Raw genomic sequence first — 17,580 nt, 5'->3', positions numbered from 1 at the left:
CCATCGAACACAGTAACTTGAGGGATTAATTGGATTTTTCCGTTTTTGGAAAAAATAAAGAGGGACTAATTGCTAGTGGACCCGTCCCGATAATATATTGATTTGTTATTGAAAAACCGATTGAATAACCATTGAATACATATCTGTCTTCCCGCTGCACTTTTGCCGTTTGAATACCAACTATAAAGCAGTGGGTACCGAATTTTTAGCGTGAGGAAGAGGAATTTAGCAGGGAGATACAGTAGATAAAAAATTTATTAAATAGAAGTTAAATTCAGAAGGAACTGGAATTTATTTAACACTTACTTTAGATTTAACTCCCTTTATCCTACATAGTATACACCTCTAGTTGAATTGTCTTTATTGTTGTTCATTCTTCTAGTTCCCTGGATAAGAACTTAATTAAAGCCATTATTCTATCTATCCAATAAAGTGCTTCTGCTTGTGATAATTCAGAAGTTATATTTGCACCATGTCTCACATCGGGCGTAAATTGGTGTATCCGATCCCAAATAGTCTTAGCGTCCTGAATAGCGTTTCTAGGGATTTGTTCTGAATAATTAGTCCTTATGTATTTTACCGCTTTATCAAAGTCGTTAATCCCACTAATATATTTTAAAAGGGATTCCATGGCGGAAGCTGAATCTCTTAGGGCGTCTTTACGATCTCTTAGGTTATGTGGGTCATTTAATTGTTCTTTTGCTTGGGTTAAATGATCCGTCACATTTTTAAATTCACTTGAAACTGTTTCTATTGCTGATTCAATTTCTTCGGAATAACTATAAGTATCTTCTCTTACTTCCCAAACACACCCAAAGGGGTCATTTTCAAGATAGTAGCCAATTTTATTTTCTTCCAATAACTCATTTAGATCCTCTATATCAAACCTAAATTCCGTAACAAGGTTTCCAACACAATCCATAAATCTATGGAGATTTTTTTTTCTAAATAAAGCATTGAGGTTGTTTTCTAAATCAACTTGCAAAAAGGGATCACCCCAATTAGTAGTGGGTGCGGTTGGTACAAAGTCTCCAATTGTGTTAACTATCTCCTTTTTGGATAATGTTTCATCTTTTCTTAATTCACGATTAATAAAACCGAGAAAAGCATTAATAAACTCTCTGGGAATTTTATTCATAAAATACTCTTCACTTTGATAATTAATATAATCTGGATGATCATTTTTAAATGACATTAAAATTACTCTCCCTTAAAAAATTAGTATTATTGTATTATCTTTAGACAGTGACATTAATATCTATGTAGACCACTGCACAGTCCCGTTCCTTTACCGTTAGGATACCAAATATTTAGCATTGAAAAATGGAAAGTAACAGGGACACATGAATTCCTTGGATATCTTCCTTTTAAGTCACATCTTCTATTTGTTTAATAATCTTCTTAGCATACTTTTAGGTTTTGAACTTTTTAGAATTAGAATGGATAACTTCCCGAGCATCTCTGTTAATTCACTTTCAAATTCTATGCTGTTATCGTCAGTATTTGTATGGGCGTGAACCAACTCATGTATAAGTGTGCCTGCATACGATTGTAAATTTTTAAGTTGATTTCGTTTAATGATAATCCGATTCGAAGAGGGTTCCCACAGTCCGAGTGCATCAGACCCAGTATAGTTGTCCGGCCGCATTGTTTCAGAAATCACAATATCCTTAACAGGGTTATTCCTTTTTGGGAACCACCCCACTATGGTATCCTTGTAATTAAAAACTTCTCTCTCTTTAGTCGTTAATTGGTTTACATTCACAATGGCAAATTCGAATTGTTCATTCCATTCTAAAGCATAAGTTTCCAGGTTTCTAAAGTTATTACCGTTCAAATCCTTGCTTGTTTCGAGTTTGTTGGCTAGTGAATCGGGAACAGTTATAATACGTAGTCCTTCTTCTTTGGCATAACTTAGGTATTTACCACCATCCATTAAATCGTAAGCAGTTAAGAACATTACTTTTTCCTGACTACTTAATATCTTGCAGGCATGAAGCTGAACATCGACCCATTGTAATTCATCGTGAGCATTTCCTGCTTGAATTCTTTGCAAATCATTCACCAATTTTCCAGCAAACTCTGGACTGGCACATTCTAAGAGAATTGACTTTACTCTATCCGAATAAGCACTTCTGCCTACATTAGTACGCTCTCTATTTAAGGACTGGCGAAGTTTCTTAGTTGTGGAAGTGATGTTATAAGAAAAAAGTAAATTGTCTTCTTCCGCTACACAAATTCCGTTTACATAAATTCTTGAACGATTTTTTTTGTTTTCAATCAGTTCCCCGTACTTTGTTTCTTCAATCGACCTTTCACCAGAATATAGCAAGAAGAAATCTTTAGCTTTTTCAATATCAACATCTTTCAGACCAGTAAAAGTAAATTCGGTTCCCATCATATTGGATTGAGTTGGTTCGTTAACGATGGCATGTAGTGTTACCACATCATCAAAGTCCCCCTTAGAAACCTTCTTTATTGTAATATCACTATATTTTGATTGAATGAGAATTTTAATTTTTCTTCGATCGAATGTTGCCATCGCATCTTTTAAACCTACCCCGAACTTTCCAATAACTTTATCTGGGTTCTCTATTTTTTCTTTATTCTCATTTTGGGTGAGATGTTCATATTTAAGACCTCTTCCAAAATCTTTAATATGCCATTTATTGTCTTTGTCTTTAAATATAAGTGGTTCCTTAGTATTAGTTAGAATTGATTCATCCAATGCGTTTGCGATAATTTCTCTTAATGCGTGAGGGATGGTCCAGTGTTCTAATACCTTCTCGATATTCAAATCGAACTTTTTCACTTTTATACCTCTCCTTAGCAATAGATTTTTTATAATAGAATTTTACGTTTTATTCATCAATTAAATAAAACGTGTTTTTATCCGTGCCAAAAACTAGTTCTCTTAAATAAAGTTATAAAAGGATAATTATCTTTTTCACCTGTATAAGGTAAAGTGTCCGTATAAATCCACACTGAGTTTTCTTTCTGTGTAGATTCATCAGTTTTGAGGGGATTTTTATTTATTAGTTTAATGCCATCATTAGAGTCAATAGTCTGATAATTAGACGAACACCCAAATAATACAAAAAGTATAAATAAGGCTACAAATAGATATAGACGTCTTACTTTTTTATTTCCTTACTTTTATATTTAATAAAAACATAGGTATTCCTAACTCATATATAGCTTAATCTATTATAACGTCTTCTTCACACGTAAAGGAACCCTATGGATTTATAGTGAAATTACAACTGGATTAAATACTGATGGAATGATAATAAACTATTACCTCATACTGAAAAAGATTTGAAAGGTATTGAACCGATATTGAATTAAGATGGGGCTCTTTCCGTTTGGAATTAAAGAAACCAGAGGTTCGCCGTGAAAAATACCAGTACAACCTTTTGGGTTAGAATGTAATATTCATTTAAGACCCTTGGGAGTGTAAGGTTAACTGTGTAAGTGAGAATGCGTACGAATTATTACTCGCACAGTTCTGTTGGAAAAACAAGGGCAAATTCATGAGAAATCCAAACTCTGTAGAATTAGTTAACAAGATTAAGTTAATTAGACATAAAGATGAATTAACTTTCTTGACATGGATTTCATTAAAAAAAGACCCGAATTTCATCTAGAAGGTTACTATGCCGAAATTTGGGGCCGAGATAGAGCAAATTTTCATAGTTTCAGTGATTGAGCGGTAACATTATCTCCTTCGAGTAACATGGAACTAAAATAATCAATTTGATTATCAATATTTCTATATATAGATATTAGATCTTCAACGATCTCCCTTTGTTCATCAACTGGAATTTCATATTCATCATCATGCTCTATCAGTATTTGCTGTAGCATAACATAATCAAATGATTCAAGGATTTGCTTTCTTTCTTCATTTTTAACAAACAAAAAGTATTCACTGCCCATTAAAATTCCAGCAATATTATTGTAAACCTCCAATGCTCTAATGTAGCATTCGTTTATGAAATGAAACTCTAAATTCTCTTCATCATTGTATTTTGCAGATAAGAGCTGTTCTAAATTATTAAATGTCCAGTAAAAATTAGATAAGTTATTACGCAATATGTACAATTCTTTTAAGCAATTTCTTATCTTGTCTCTGAATTTGTGCTCCTCAAATAATCCAACATCATCATCAATCTTATCATCTGCCTTTAGAACATTTTTTGAAGTAAGTTCCCACCCCACTTGAACCCCGAATAAGGAAAAGGAGATTCCTTTAAATTGAAGTTTCTTTTTTGAGTTATTGACCAAAACTATTACCTCTTCCTATGAAATTATTTTTAATTTATAAATTGCACCCTATATTGATTCTACTATCCCACTTATTAACATAATTGTATAAAACTCTAATTCTAATCAACAAGAGATTATCGATTAAACTATAACTCCCTAACATATAAACATTCTATTCTAAATTCCAATGGCTCTCAATGTTTAAAATTGTTATATCCTTAATCATATATTAAAATTTAGAAATTCTTTTAAAAACTCCTTGAGTTCTTCCATAACTTGTTCATCCTTCTTCCACTCCCAGTGACCTCTTCCATCGGTTAAATCATACAATTCAATAGTTCGAATCGGTTTTAAGTCAATACCATCTTCACTTCTTATGTAGAATTCCCATTTTAATACATCAGTTAAGATCACTTTTTCATTTACTTTAGCAGATAAATGACGTTTTAATTCGCATTTTAAATCTGAAGAGTAATTAATGTAACCCTTAGAATAAATAGATCCCTTCCCAAAAGGTGATTTCACCTCTACAACTGCACGATAGTCAAGATTATACTCCCTGTTAAACCAATTCCATTCCTTAGTTATTACCAAGTCAGGAGTAGATGGTTTTTCTTTACCATTACTTATATATGTACCACAATACTGCAAGTAGTCATGTCTAGTGGTTGTTAGCTTTGTATCACAACTTTCAACATCAAGGTCAGTGCAAATACCCCTTATGAACCTTTTAATTACTTCGTTTTGAAAGTTTATTTCACGAGTGTCGTTATTTCTTCTGTATTTTTCAAACCAGCCTTTGTATTGGTTAAAAGTAACATCGTTAGGTGCTAGGTTGTTGTCATCGCTCATTGTTTTTCCTCCATAAACTACTATTTGTATGTGCATCTATTCTATATACTTTTAAAATAATGTGCATCAGTCCTAAATTTTATGTTTACCTCTATTTTTATAGGACATTAATACTTCTAATTAAATTTTACAATGATTAATCGTGACTTCTTATAGAAAATAAATACTCGTTAGTTGAACAAACTCTACTCTTTTAATTATATCTATTGTTGCTTACCTAGTTTGGAAAGAAGTAAAATCAAGGAAGTTAATTTTGTGGTCTTTGAATAGAATAGGATCTTTTTCTTGATAATAATTTTCTGCTGCCTGACAAATAGATTTACATAATTTATCAATATTAACCCTAACAGTTTTTGTTTTCGTTATTTTCGAGTTATTACTAGCTTGGTTTACCCAAGATAAACCAATTGAATCTGCCTCACCTAATGCTAATTCAAAATCATATGAATAGTAAAACTCTGCATCTTCTTTATCGCCCCAACTCCCTATATCCGAGTTTCCATCGTGTAAGAAAGAACAACGCAAAGAATAGCACATTCTACCTGTGAAATAAGGATTTTTAGCTTTAGTGTAATCTTTTATCCAACCTGTGTTATCTGCAAAAAATTGGTCTACCCAATTTTCAAACCATGTCGCATATTGTTTTCCTACATCCCGTTTTCCATTCTTATGTTTAAAATGTGGGTATTCAATTTTCCCACAAATGTCAGGCAAAGTTAAAGATAGTGCAAGTGCTGATAAGTAACTTTTATTTCTTAGAGCATGGTTAATGTCCTTTATTTTATCTAACATTCATATCCCCCATTACAATTGAATATATCAAAAATTCTCCCCATCCGAACTATTTTACAATAATGGTTATTTCTATATATACAGAAATCTTTTGTTATATCACTTTTCAATCACCTACAAAAATAGTCCTTGTATGTCTCTAAGGTACCCTTCACATATTCCCAATTCACAACATTTCCATTCTCTATCTCAAACACTTTACCATGTGATTTTGGTGAATCAATTTTCATCTGAGTAAAATTACTACGGAATTCCCTTACGAATGTATCAGGATGATTTGCCCCATCACCACATTTTCTTTCTAGCTCTACCAACGGAACCAAGCCTAATTCTCCTTCCACTTGGTAAAATGCTCTTACAATCTTGTGGTTGTTCTGAGACCTTTATTTAGCCCATCTTGGTATTCTAATTTTTGCCTTTCCATAATCCTAATTTATAACTTCTGTTTCCTTAGAATCATTCGAAATCAATGTTTATATTCTTGTGATGTCTTTGAGAAACTAGTCGATATATACTGCACCATGTACCTTTCAATCACTTTCGTTGTTTCTTTCTTATTTAACATTAATGCAAGGTTGAATTTTTCTAAAATACCCTCATCAATATGGCACGAAAAAAGATTCCCCATATTCATCCCCCTAATTTATTGATATAAGTACTATAAAACTAATTTTACTACTAAATACTAATTAGTATCTATAATACTTAAATACAGAAATTTTTACTATATAAAGTAGAAAATTATACTAACCTTTTTTCTCTTCCTTTCTCTGTATTCAATTATGTTATAAAGTTCCTCTCTAAAATACCTGAAAATAACTAGAATAGACCTATCTGTATAGCAGTGAATATTCGGACATAGTTGGTACGTATAATCAAGGATAATCAAGGAAAGAAGAAGGTAACTATAGTAATTGTAGGACATGATAGACAGAAGAATATGACGAGGAAAGATAAAAAAACCCTGTTGGATTGATACAGTTAGGATAGCAACTGAAAGAATTTTAACACCTTCTGAGGCCACTATTAATAAGGGATTGAAGGAATATTGGACGAAAAGAAACGGACTGAATCGCTATTGGATCCAGCCTGAATTTAATATTGTTATTTATTGAAACAGGATTGATTACATAACGGTCTGCCTGCTCTTTCTTCCGCTCCGGATAACTATAAAGCAGTAGGTACCGACTTTTTAGCAGAGGGAAATGGAAAGTAACAGGGATATAAAATCACAACTGTTACCATTATTACTTTTTCTTCAGTAACACACTTAACCAAATTCCATTGTGCCTCAACATTATATGTTTCCTTTCCTCTTTTCTCCCATATTCCTAAACATGGATGAAATATTACAAACTAGCCTAAATTTCTTTTCTCTACTATGTACAAAAATATTAAACATCCCTCAAATCCCACCCCTCCAACCCGCATTCCACCGTTCGAGTTAAAATAAAGTTTTGCTACGGAACCCCCATTTTGGACGTTTTTTGGTTCAAAAATGGACGTTTTCGGCCTCTTTTTCACCTGTTTTTTCACCATTTTTTCCGTATTTGGAATAAAGTTTTCCGATAATGTTGCGTAATGGAAACACTAGAAATCGAGAAAAGACAAGGGATGAACATGAAAAAGACCCTGAAATCGGAAATGTTTATTTTCACGAAATCGGGGTCTGAATCGGAAATGTTTATTTTGATTGAGAGATTACTATTTTAATTTCACACTTTCTTCTCCAAGACTGTCACGCACTCCACATGCGCCGTCTGAGGGAACATATCAACAGGTTGAACCTCTTTTGTTTCATAACCGCCATCTTCCAAGATTCTCAAGTCCCTCGCTAATGTAGATGGGTTACATGACACATAGACAATTCGCTTTGGTTCCATCTCAACCATGGCTTGTAGGAAATCAACTTCACAGCCTTTGCGTGGTGGGTCGACAACGATAACGTCTGGGCGTAGTCCTTGTGCTTTCCACCAAGGCATGACTTTTTCCGCTTCTCCAACAACAAATTCCGCATTGGTGACACCATTAAGCTTAGCGTTCATTTTGGCATCACTAATCGCTTCTGGCACTACTTCAACGCCGTATACTTTTTTGGCTTGCTGTGCTAAGAATAAAGAGATCGTTCCAATCCCACAATAGGCATCCACTACTGTATCGTCCGCTCCAATTTTAGCGAATTCTAATGCTTTGTCATAAAGCACCTTTGTTTGAGGTGGGTTAACTTGATAGAACGATTTTGCTGAAATGGCGAACTTAATATCTCCGATCGTATCGTAAATGTATTCTTCTCCCCAAATAACCTTTGTCTTTCTCCCTAGGATCACATTCGTACGTTTATTGTTGACGTTATGAACGATGGATTTAACATGAGGGAATGTTTCCGTTAGCTCACGAATTAACTCCTCTTGGTGTGGGAGTTTGTCAGTTCTGGTAATGAGTACGATCATTGTTTCATTGGTTTCTCTACCAGTTCGGACCATAATATGGCGCAGAACACCACGGTCTGCTTTTTCATCATATGCTTTAATACCTAACCGATTTGCTATTCTCCGTACGGCATGGACGGAACGATCATTTAACTCGTCCTGGATAACGCAGGTTTCCATTTCTGAAATAATGTCATGGCTCCGCTTGCGATAAAAACCAGTAATTAATTCACCATCATGCTCGCCAACTGGCATTTGTACTTTGTTACGGTAGCGCCAAGGGTCTTCCATTCCGAGGGTTGGATGAACTGGCACATGGTCAAGATGAGCTATTTTACGCATGACACTTTTCACTTGGTTTTGCTTCATTTGCAATTGCAGGTCATAGCTCATGTGCTGTAGCTGACAGCCACCACATTGATAATATACATTACACGGTGGCTCTACTCGTTGATCACTTGATTGTTTTACATCTAGTAACTTGCCGAAACCGAAGTTTTTATTTGCTTTTACAACCTTGACTGTCGCTTCTTCACCTGGCAGGCCATATGGTACAAACAAGGGATAGCCGTCCACCTTGCCTACACCATTACCTTCATGTGTAAGGTCCTCAAAGGTTAGGGTTATTGTTTCATTTTTCTTTACAGGTACTGCCTGTTTTCCCATTTCTATCTTCCTTTACGTTCATAGTATGTGGTTCTTATCTTATCATATCTTCTACTGGAATCACATTTTCATTCTGTCCCGAAAAAGCTCTAACTAAAAAGAAGACTACTCATAGCGTAATCTTCTTTTCACATTCATCACTCAGTTGTAAAATCATCTGGCACGTAGAATTCGATATGCTGCTGTAGGTTGATGAACTCTCCTGGAAGTAATCCCCCAAACTCTCCATCAATGTTCAGCTGCATTTTTTCTTCTGTACTTACCTTAATATGCTTTGCTTTTGTATAAATGACATGCTTATCTTCTAGATGTGCTCCACGAAGTGCGAGTGTTGCAATCCGGATAAATTCTGCTAGGTTTGCCTTTTTTAATATAAGAAGGTCGAAATAACCGTCATCCATGCTAGCGACTGGTGCTAGCTTTTCAAAGCCACCGACAGAATTTGTATTGGCTACGAGGAAGAGCATAATGTCTTCATCAATAACCGTGCCATCATACTCAATTTTTACCCTTGTAGGCTTAAGAGATGGTAGCATTTCAATACCCTTCATATAATATGCAAGTTGGCCGAGCATCGTTTTTAGTTTACTTGGTACTTCATATGTTAATTCTGTCAGCTTCCCGCCACCGGCAATGTTCATAAAGAAATAATCATTTACTTTTCCAATATCCAAGAACTTGGTTCTGCCGTTCACGATAATATCAGCTGCTTTTTTTATATCCCTAGGAATATTTAAGGCTCTAGCAAAGTCATTTGTCGTACCAACTGGTATGATACCCAGCTTCGGACGATGGTCTTCTTCTGCTATACCATTGATCACTTCGTTAATTGTGCCATCACCACCGGCTGCCACAACTAATTCATATCCCCGCTCAACAGCTGCCCTTGCTGCCTCAATCGCATCACCTTCACACGTTGTTGCATGTGCGGATGTTTCATAACCGGCCGTCTCCAGCTTCTCTAGGACATAAGGCAATTCTTTTTTGAAAGCCTCTCTTCCGGAAGTTGGATTGTAAATGATTCTCGCTTTCTTCATTTCTTTTCCCCCCATTGCTACATATGTGCAGGGCCATTGCTATATATAATGGTCACTATTTTTTTGTTTTTTAGTCCAACCAATATCATAGACCTTTTCTCACGATTTGAAAAGGGGTCTTGATAAAAATTTGGACTACCATCAAGAAATATAAAACACTTGGTGGCAGTCCAATAGTTGTTTGGATCTATTTTTTGTCTAGTTCTTCTTGCAAAATTTTATTTACCATTGGTGGGTTTGCCTGTCCTTTAGTTGCTTTCATAACCTGACCAACAAGGAATTTAACTGCTTTATCTTTCCCATTTTTGTAATCGATAATCGATTGTTCGTTATCTGCAAGCACATTGGAAATAATTTCACGTAATTGTCCTTCATCAGAAATTTGCACAAGCCCTTTATCTTTTACAACTTGCTCCGGATCTCCACCATTTTCAACTAGTTCAGCAAACACTTTCTTCGCAATTTTTGATGAAATGGTGCCATCTTCGATTAAGTTAATCATTTTAGCTAATGCCTCTGGCGTTATAGCCAAATCGCCTAATTCCTTATAGTGCTTATTCATATAGGCAGATACTTCGCCCATCAACCAGTTAGACACTTGCTTCATATCTGCGCCACTGTTAACCGCTTCTTCAAAGAAGTCAGCCATTTGCTTCGAACTAGTTAAGACAGAAGCATCGTATTCTGAGAGTCCTAGTTCCGCTATATAACGTGCTTTTCTCGCGTCCGGTAGCTCAGGGATCTCATTGCGGATGCGTTCTTTCCATGCCTCATCAATGTAAAGAGGTACAAGGTCTGGCTCTGGGAAGTAACGATAATCATCAGAACCTTCTTTTACACGCATAAGAATAGTTTCTTTTGTTTTTTCGTCATAACGACGTGTTTCCTGCAGGATTTCCCCTCCAGTAAGAAGTTCCTTCTCCTGGCGTTTCTCTTCAAACTCTAACCCTTTTTGTACATAGCTGAAGGAGTTTAAGTTTTTCAATTCTGCTTTTGTTCCGAATTGCTCTTGCCCAATTGGACGTAAGGAAATGTTGGCATCACAACGAAGGGAGCCTTCTTCCATTTTTACATCAGATACGCCTGTGTACTGAATGATGCTTTTTAGCTTCTCAAGGTAAGCATACGCCTCTTCAGGTGATCGCATGTCAGGTTCTGATACGATCTCAACAAGTGGAGTCCCTTGACGGTTAAAGTCAACATAGGAATAGCCATCATCGCCGTGCGTTAGTTTTCCAGCATCTTCTTCTAAATGCAAACGAGTAATTCCGATACGTTTTTTCTTGCCGTTTACTTCAATCTCAATCCAGCCATTTTCGCCAATTGGCTTATCAAATTGAGAGATCTGATATGCTTTTGGATTATCTGGATAGAAGTAGTTTTTTCGGTCAAATTTCGTATCTGTGGCAATCTCACAGTTTAGCGCCATTGCAGCCTTCATCGCGAAATTTACTGCCTGTTCGTTTAGAACCGGAAGAACACCTGGATACCCGAGGTCAATCGGGTTCACATTCGTATTTGGATTTGTTCCAAACTCATTTGTACTTGGGCTAAAAATTTTTGAATCTGTTTTTAGTTCAACGTGCACCTCTAAGCCAATTATCGTTTCAAAGTTCATTATTTGGCACCTCCCAGCTGAGGTCGCTTTGTATGATGATCTGTTGCTTTTTCAAATGCATGGGCAGCACGGAAGACCGTACTTTCATCAAAATGTTTCCCAATGATTTGCAGGCCAATCGGTAAGCCCTGTTCAGAGAAACCACATGGCACAGAAATACCCGGTACTCCAGCAAGGTTTACTGGGATGGTTAAGATATCATTCGCATACATTGTTAAAGGATCGTCCACTTTTTCGCCGACTTTAAATGCCGGTGTCGGTGTAGTTGGGCCAATAACAACATCGTAGTCTTCAAAGATTTTATCAAAATCATTTTTAATTAACGTACGTACTTTTTGAGCCTTTTTATAATACGCATCATAATATCCAGAGCTAAGCGCAAACGTCCCAAGCATGATACGGCGTTTTACTTCATCCCCAAATCCTTCACTACGGGATTTTTTGAACATATCAATCATGTTGTCCGCATTTTCTGAACGTACCCCATAACGAACTCCGTCAAAGCGAGCAAGGTTAGCAGAAGCCTCAGAAGACGAAATCAGATAATAGGTAGCTACCGCATACTTCGAATGTGGCAAGGAAACCTTTTCCCATGTAGCTCCTAAGCTTTCATATACTTTCAGTGCTTCCATCACAGAATCGCGTACTTCGGGTGTTACACCTTCACTTAGATATTCTTCTGGAACCGCAATTTTCAAGCCTTTTACGTCATTCGTAAGTGCTTCTGTATATGCTGGCACTTCAACATTCGCACTGGTAGAATCCATTGGGTCATGACCAGCAATAACTTCTAATACGCGTGCACTGTCTTCTACTGTACGCGTAATTGGTCCAATTTGATCAAGCGAAGAAGCAAATGCAACCAATCCAAAGCGAGATACACGGCCATAAGTTGGTTTTAATCCAACCACACCACAGAATGCTGCAGGCTGTCGAATAGAACCACCAGTATCAGAACCAAGTGAAAATAATACTTCCCCTGCTGCTACTGCAGCGGCTGATCCACCACTAGAACCACCTGGTACGTAATCCGTGTTCCAAGGATTTCGTGTAGGGTCATAGCTGGAATTCTCATTGGATGAACCCATTGCAAACTCATCCATATTTAGTTTTCCAATTGTAATCGTCTTTTCGTTATTTAGCTTTTCAACGACAGTTGCGTTGTATAAAGGGTCGTCAAAATTGTCGAGGAATTGGCTTGCACACGTAGTGCGTAATGCCTTTGTAACGATATTATCTTTAATTCCGCTTGGCATACCGAATAGAGCTGCAGACTTGTCCTCTGCTTCATCTAGTTCTTTCGCCTGTTTGCGAGCCGCCTCTTCATTTAATGTTAAAAAGGCATGTACTTCACTGTCTACCTCATTAATTCGTTTATACGACGTATCAACAAGCTCTTCAATGGTTATTTCCTTATTATGTAGCTTTTGTTCTAACTCTTTTATAGTGTAATCAAATAATGACATGTATTTCCCTCCCTACTCCAAGATTGATGGTACACGGTAATGGCCATCTTTTTTATCAGGAGCGTTCTTCAATGCTTCTTCCTGTGTAATCCATTCCTTTGGCTCATCCTTACGCAATACATTTTTCAAGTCCAGTACGTGTGTCGTCGGTTCTACCCCGTCTGTATCCAATTCATTTAATTGTTCAGCATACGTGATAATAGAGCTTAACTGTTCCGTAAACTTGTCCACTTCTTCATCTGTTACGGCAAGCCTTGCCAAATGCGCAACATGTTTTACTTGATCCTTAGAGATATCTGCCATGAACTAGCCCTCCCTCTTCCTATTTATAATGTTATTCATTATTTACATCTTCGTGTAAAACCTGTAAGTACATACCTGTCTTCATTCTAAGTATAACACTATTGATAATAGCAGAACCAACCACCCATAATCAAATATTGACATCAAAAGTGTAGAGCACCTATTAGGGAACGCCGACTAAAAACGACCCGTCCTGGGTCAACGTCGGCATGACCCGGATCCTCCGGGCCCACGTAGCGGCTGGAGTGAATCAACTGAGATAAAGGAATCACGGTGAGGAACGAACCGATGATGACTTTCACCCACCGGGTATAAGTGCGACTATGCCTCTGGCTGAAGCCAGTCGGCAAGTCTTCTTTATTGTAGGGCGGTTCGCGAAGCTGCCTAGTTTTTGGTGCTCGGAGCTAGATGACATCAAAAATGTAGAGCACTCTTAAAATCTTAGCTGTTGTAGTGGATCAACTGTTAATCAAATTTAAAAGGGCCATCTTTTCATTATAGAAAAGAGACGGCCCTTTTAAACTTATTCCTTCATTAAGGTAGCTGTTTTATCAAATTCCTCAACAACTTCTGGTTTGTTGGAACCAAATAGGCTGACTATGACAGTTACGATTACGTTTAGGATAAACCCTGGCACGATTTCGTATAGATCGAATAATCCTCCTGAGAGAAGCTCTCCCCATACAATAACCGTTATGGCACCTACTAAAATACCAGCAAGCGCACCATTTCGCGTAATTCCCTTCCACAATAAGGATAAGAGAATAATCGGTCCAAAGGCTGCTCCAAAACCTGCCCAAGCATAACTTACAAGTTCTAGTACAGAACTTTCCGGGTTCATGGCAATGAGTGCAGCAATCAGCGCGATGATTATAGTTGCAACTCTACCAATCCATACGAGTTCTTTTCCACTTGCTTTCTTGCGGAAGATAGCCTTATAAAAGTCTTCTGCCACAGCAGATGATGAAACAAGCAACTGCGAGTCAATTGTACTCATAATCGCTGATAGTATTGCCGCAAGGAGAACACCAGCCACTACAGGATGGAAAAGGATTTGTGAAAAGGCGATGAAGATTTTTTCTGGATCTGCAAGCACCTGTAATCCATTTTCTGTTGTGACTTGAATTCCTAAGTTGCTTAGCACCGATACGTCTTGGGTACTAATAAATGCAAGTCCGACAAAACCGGTGAAGATCGAACCATATAATCCAAGAATCATCCATGTTGTTCCAATAAACTTTGCTTTTGGAACGTCTTTTGGTGAGCGTAATGCCATAAAACGAACAATAATATGTGGTTGACCAAAATATCCTAATCCCCATGCTAGTGAGGAAATTATCGCCATTATGCCGACACCTTGAACCATGTTCAGATGACTTGGATCAATTTCGCCCACAGCTTGAACTGCATCTGACCAACCACCCATTTGATTCAGTGCTACAATCGGCACTACGATAAGTGCTAGGAACATGAGAATCCCTTGGAAGAAATCCGTCCATGCTACTGCTAGAAACCCTCCAAGCAATGTATAGGAAACTACCACAATTGTTCCTATCCAAAGTGCAGAATCATAGCTAAGACCAAAGGAGGCCTCAAATAGCTTCGCACCTGCCACCATACCTGAAGATGTATAGAATGTGAAAAATAGTAGTATTACCAATGCGGAGATAACACGAAGAATATGTGACTTATCTTTAAAACGATTTTCTAAAAAGTCCGGTATTGTAATAGAGTTATTTGCTACCTCTGTATAAATGCGTAAACGTTTAGCGACAAATTGCCAGTTTAAATACGCTCCGACAGCAAGCCCGATTGCCATCCAAGCCTCTGACATTCCAGATGCATAAATTGCTCCTGGTAAACCTAGTAACAACCAACCACTCATATCTGAAGCACCTGCACTTAAGGCAGCAACCCCAGGTCCAAGATTACGACCGCCTAATACATAATCCGATAGATTATTTGTCATGCGGTACATGATTAGTCCAATTACAAGCATTCCTAGTAGATATACGATAAATGTTATTAGTGTTGTTAGACCCACGTTTTACTTTCCCCTCTCTGTAAACATTGTAATAACGGATGCTAAAAGTACAACTGGCATTGGCACAAACAACCAAAACCATGTTGCCCCAGTTATTGCGTATTCCATGTATTGCTCCCCTTTCGTTTCCGTACTTCATTCATTTGTCTTTCGACGAAACAAAACACAAAGACTATGGTTTCATATATTTTTGCTCATTTCAAGCGGACCAGTACCTCGTTTCAACTTATCCATACACTTTCATTAAGAACCAAACATCGTATACATTCATATAATCGTTTTAATCTTTATTTACTATGGTTTGAACGAATTAATAAAGGTTTAGTTAGTTATTTAGGCTATACCGACAGTATTCTTTAGTATGCGCGCTATTTATTGTAACCAAATTTTTTTTAGTTTTTTTGTTATAAACAGGAATTCAACAGGTAAATTTCGCTATTTTTATAGATTTGACTGTTGGCGCTTGGAGTAAATGAACAAAAAAAACCCAGCATAGTTTCCACACTATCCCGGGCAAATCATCATATTTATAATAGGGTATAAATTACTGACTAATTATCACATTAGCTTAAAATAAGTTTGATTGTTGAATTGAAAGTACGCTTGGCTCTCTTTCGCCAACTGCAGTGTCTTCTTGCTGTGTGAACATAAAACCGGAGAAAAGGACGGCACCAATTAAAATTCCAGAAATTAATTTCTTCATAATTATATCCTCCTTTCATGTCTTTATATATTAGTAATTTGCTTGTAGGCAAAATTAGCCACTTGATAATATTTTGAAGCTTTTTTATACTTACCAAACTTCTCATAATGATTAGCAAGTAATTCGGAATATATACTCAGCGTAGCAAAATCCTTTTGCTTATTTAAATACGGGATGAAATCCTGAATTACAAACTTCTCAAATTTTTCAAATTCATCGTTTAGCAAATAGTTGTATGTGTTAATCACATAATAATAATGCTTGCTATAAGGCTCTCTATCACTATCTTGTCTAATTAACTCTCGCCCTTGCTCAACAAATTTTTTAGCATTTTCATAATCTTGAACATTATAATACTCTCTCACTAAAGAAGCTACAGAGTTTAAATTATCAATCGTTTGGGCTGTATCGTCCTGAATTACCTCTTGAAAATGTTTAATAGACTCGTTAGAATCACCTCTTGTTGAGTAAAGATGACCTAAGTTTTGATGTGTTAGTAATATGATTTGGTTATTGTTACTAAGTTGGCCTAAATGAAGCGCTAAGTTTAAATTCTTTATCGCTTTATCATACATTCGAATTCTCCTATAGGAGATTCCTAAAATGATGTGACATTGAGCACAGCGGATAAAATTATATTGCTTCATAAATACTTCCAAAGCCAGGTTAGAATAATCAATAGCTTCTAATGTATTTCTTAACTTACTATGTGTTACACCAATAGTATATTGAAGATCTGCTATCTCATGTTCTTCCATTTCTATTTTGTTTAATTTCTCTTCTGCTAGCTTGTAGAAATAAATTGCTGTACTAAAGTCAGTCAATATGGAACAATAGTTTCCTCTAAACTTATACCAATAAAACAAATGCAAGTTATCAAATGTCCCTGAGATTTCATTTAGTTCGTTAATCTTTATTAATGCTTCGTCGAAATCTCCTAGAATCAGATAGTATCTAATCTTGTGGATCTCGAATAGAAGTAGGCTTTCGGTAAGGTTGGTATCCATTAAATTCTGTATCTCGTTGTATGTAGCGATGATATCCTTCTTATCATTCACTTCAAAAAGCATGCTGTACCATTTCTTGCATTTTTCCTGGATCGTGGCATCGAGTGAGTTATCAATTTGAATCCCCAGGCGTGTACAGAGCATTTGAATGATTTCAGGACTTGCCTCTGTTTTCAAGTTTTCAATTTTTGATAAATAGGATAATGATACGATACCTTTAGCCAAATCTCCCTGTGTCATCTCTTGTTTAGTTCGTTGCAGCTTGATAAAGGATCCTATTTCTATCAATTCACCCCACCCTATCCTCTACTAATATTTAATGTCTTCTGTAGTCTAATTATAACATAATTTCAGATAATTCATATTGGGAAAATATATAGGTGTTTATAGCGAT

Annotated in this window: 14 protein-coding genes; all 14 read right to left on the bottom strand. The window is 36.5% G+C overall.

Going from position 1 to position 17,580, the window contains the following annotated elements; genetic code table 11:
* Positions 1–370: 370 nt before the first annotated feature.
* The 14 genes from BN988_RS13485 to BN988_RS13425 all read right to left on the bottom strand — a co-directional run bounded on the left by BN988_RS13485 (position 371) and on the right by BN988_RS13425 (position 17,474).
* Positions 371–1,195: a hypothetical protein gene (locus BN988_RS13485; protein ID WP_036577297.1), complete on the bottom strand. Its 825-nt coding sequence runs from the start codon at positions 1,193–1,195 to the stop codon at positions 371–373.
* Positions 1,196–1,381: 186 nt separating this feature from the next.
* Entirely contained in the window at positions 1,382–2,812 is a 1,431-nt protein-coding gene (locus tag BN988_RS13480) for a D-tyrosyl-tRNA deacylase (protein WP_036577296.1), read from the bottom strand.
* A gap of 878 nt (positions 2,813–3,690) precedes the next feature.
* A complete protein-coding gene (locus BN988_RS13475) occupies positions 3,691–4,287 on the bottom strand; it encodes a hypothetical protein (RefSeq protein WP_036577295.1) in 597 nt (198 codons plus the stop codon).
* Positions 4,288–4,491: 204 nt separating this feature from the next.
* Positions 4,492–5,121: a hypothetical protein gene (locus BN988_RS13470; RefSeq protein WP_036577294.1), complete on the bottom strand. Its 630-nt coding sequence runs from the start codon at positions 5,119–5,121 to the stop codon at positions 4,492–4,494.
* Positions 5,122–5,334: 213 nt separating this feature from the next.
* A complete protein-coding gene (locus BN988_RS13465) occupies positions 5,335–5,913 on the bottom strand; it encodes a hypothetical protein (protein WP_036577293.1) in 579 nt (192 codons plus the stop codon).
* A 110-nt stretch (positions 5,914–6,023) separates the two neighbouring features.
* Entirely contained in the window at positions 6,024–6,236 is a 213-nt protein-coding gene (locus tag BN988_RS13460; protein ID WP_036577292.1) for a hypothetical protein, read from the bottom strand.
* 1,392 nt (positions 6,237–7,628) lie between these two features.
* Positions 7,629–9,008, bottom strand: coding sequence for a 23S rRNA (uracil(1939)-C(5))-methyltransferase RlmD (gene rlmD / locus BN988_RS13455; RefSeq protein WP_036577291.1), 1,380 nt, complete (start codon positions 9,006–9,008; stop codon positions 7,629–7,631).
* Positions 9,009–9,145: 137 nt separating this feature from the next.
* Positions 9,146–10,045, bottom strand: coding sequence for a diacylglycerol kinase (locus BN988_RS13450; protein ID WP_036577290.1), 900 nt, complete (start codon positions 10,043–10,045; stop codon positions 9,146–9,148).
* A 187-nt stretch (positions 10,046–10,232) separates the two neighbouring features.
* Positions 10,233–11,663, bottom strand: coding sequence for an Asp-tRNA(Asn)/Glu-tRNA(Gln) amidotransferase subunit GatB (gene gatB / locus BN988_RS13445; RefSeq protein WP_036577289.1), 1,431 nt, complete (start codon positions 11,661–11,663; stop codon positions 10,233–10,235).
* On the bottom strand, positions 11,663–13,129 hold the full coding sequence (gatA, locus tag BN988_RS13440) for an Asp-tRNA(Asn)/Glu-tRNA(Gln) amidotransferase subunit GatA (protein ID WP_036577288.1): 1,467 nt from the start codon (positions 13,127–13,129) through the stop codon (positions 11,663–11,665). Before gatA ends, gatB begins: the two co-directional genes overlap by 1 nt.
* A 12-nt stretch (positions 13,130–13,141) precedes the next feature.
* On the bottom strand, positions 13,142–13,432 hold the full coding sequence (gatC, locus tag BN988_RS13435) for an Asp-tRNA(Asn)/Glu-tRNA(Gln) amidotransferase subunit GatC (RefSeq protein WP_036577287.1): 291 nt from the start codon (positions 13,430–13,432) through the stop codon (positions 13,142–13,144).
* Between the two features lie 523 nt (positions 13,433–13,955).
* Entirely contained in the window at positions 13,956–15,476 is a 1,521-nt protein-coding gene (gene putP, locus BN988_RS13430; RefSeq protein ID WP_036577286.1) for a sodium/proline symporter PutP, read from the bottom strand.
* Between the two features lie 568 nt (positions 15,477–16,044).
* Positions 16,045–16,179 (bottom strand): hypothetical protein, encoded by a 135-nt coding sequence (locus tag BN988_RS19330; protein ID WP_259343677.1) that lies wholly within the window; start codon positions 16,177–16,179, stop codon positions 16,045–16,047.
* 23 nt (positions 16,180–16,202) lie between these two features.
* Positions 16,203–17,474 (bottom strand): helix-turn-helix domain-containing protein, encoded by a 1,272-nt coding sequence (locus BN988_RS13425; protein WP_036577285.1) that lies wholly within the window; start codon positions 17,472–17,474, stop codon positions 16,203–16,205.
* Positions 17,475–17,580: the final 106 nt, after the last annotated feature.

The organism is Oceanobacillus picturae, from assembly GCF_000612865.1.
GTDB classification, from domain to species: Bacteria; Bacillota; Bacilli; order Bacillales; family Amphibacillaceae; genus Oceanobacillus_B; species Oceanobacillus_B jordanicus.
Note: the sequence above shows the minus strand (reverse complement) of the source record. Positions and strands in the feature narration are given on the sequence as shown.

Bases quoted from the DNA above. Each gene is read 5' to 3' on its own strand.
- BN988_RS13485 (WP_036577297.1), bottom strand. From the start codon at position 1,195: ATGTCATTTAAAAATGATCATCCAGATTATATTAATTATCAAAGTGAA.
- BN988_RS13470 (WP_036577294.1), bottom strand. From the start codon at position 5,121: ATGAGCGATGACAACAACCTAGCACCTAACGATGTTACTTTTAACCAA.
- BN988_RS13465 (WP_036577293.1), bottom strand. From the start codon at position 5,913: ATGTTAGATAAAATAAAGGACATTAACCATGCTCTAAGAAATAAAAGT.
- rlmD (WP_036577291.1), bottom strand. From the start codon at position 9,008: ATGGGAAAACAGGCAGTACCTGTAAAGAAAAATGAAACAATAACCCTA.
- BN988_RS13450 (WP_036577290.1), bottom strand. From the start codon at position 10,045: ATGAAGAAAGCGAGAATCATTTACAATCCAACTTCCGGAAGAGAGGCT.
- gatB (WP_036577289.1), bottom strand. From the start codon at position 11,663: ATGAACTTTGAAACGATAATTGGCTTAGAGGTGCACGTTGAACTAAAA.
- gatA (WP_036577288.1), bottom strand. From the start codon at position 13,129: ATGTCATTATTTGATTACACTATAAAAGAGTTAGAACAAAAGCTACAT.
- gatC (WP_036577287.1), bottom strand. From the start codon at position 13,432: ATGGCAGATATCTCTAAGGATCAAGTAAAACATGTTGCGCATTTGGCA.
- BN988_RS19330 (WP_259343677.1), bottom strand. From the start codon at position 16,179: ATGAAGAAATTAATTTCTGGAATTTTAATTGGTGCCGTCCTTTTCTCC.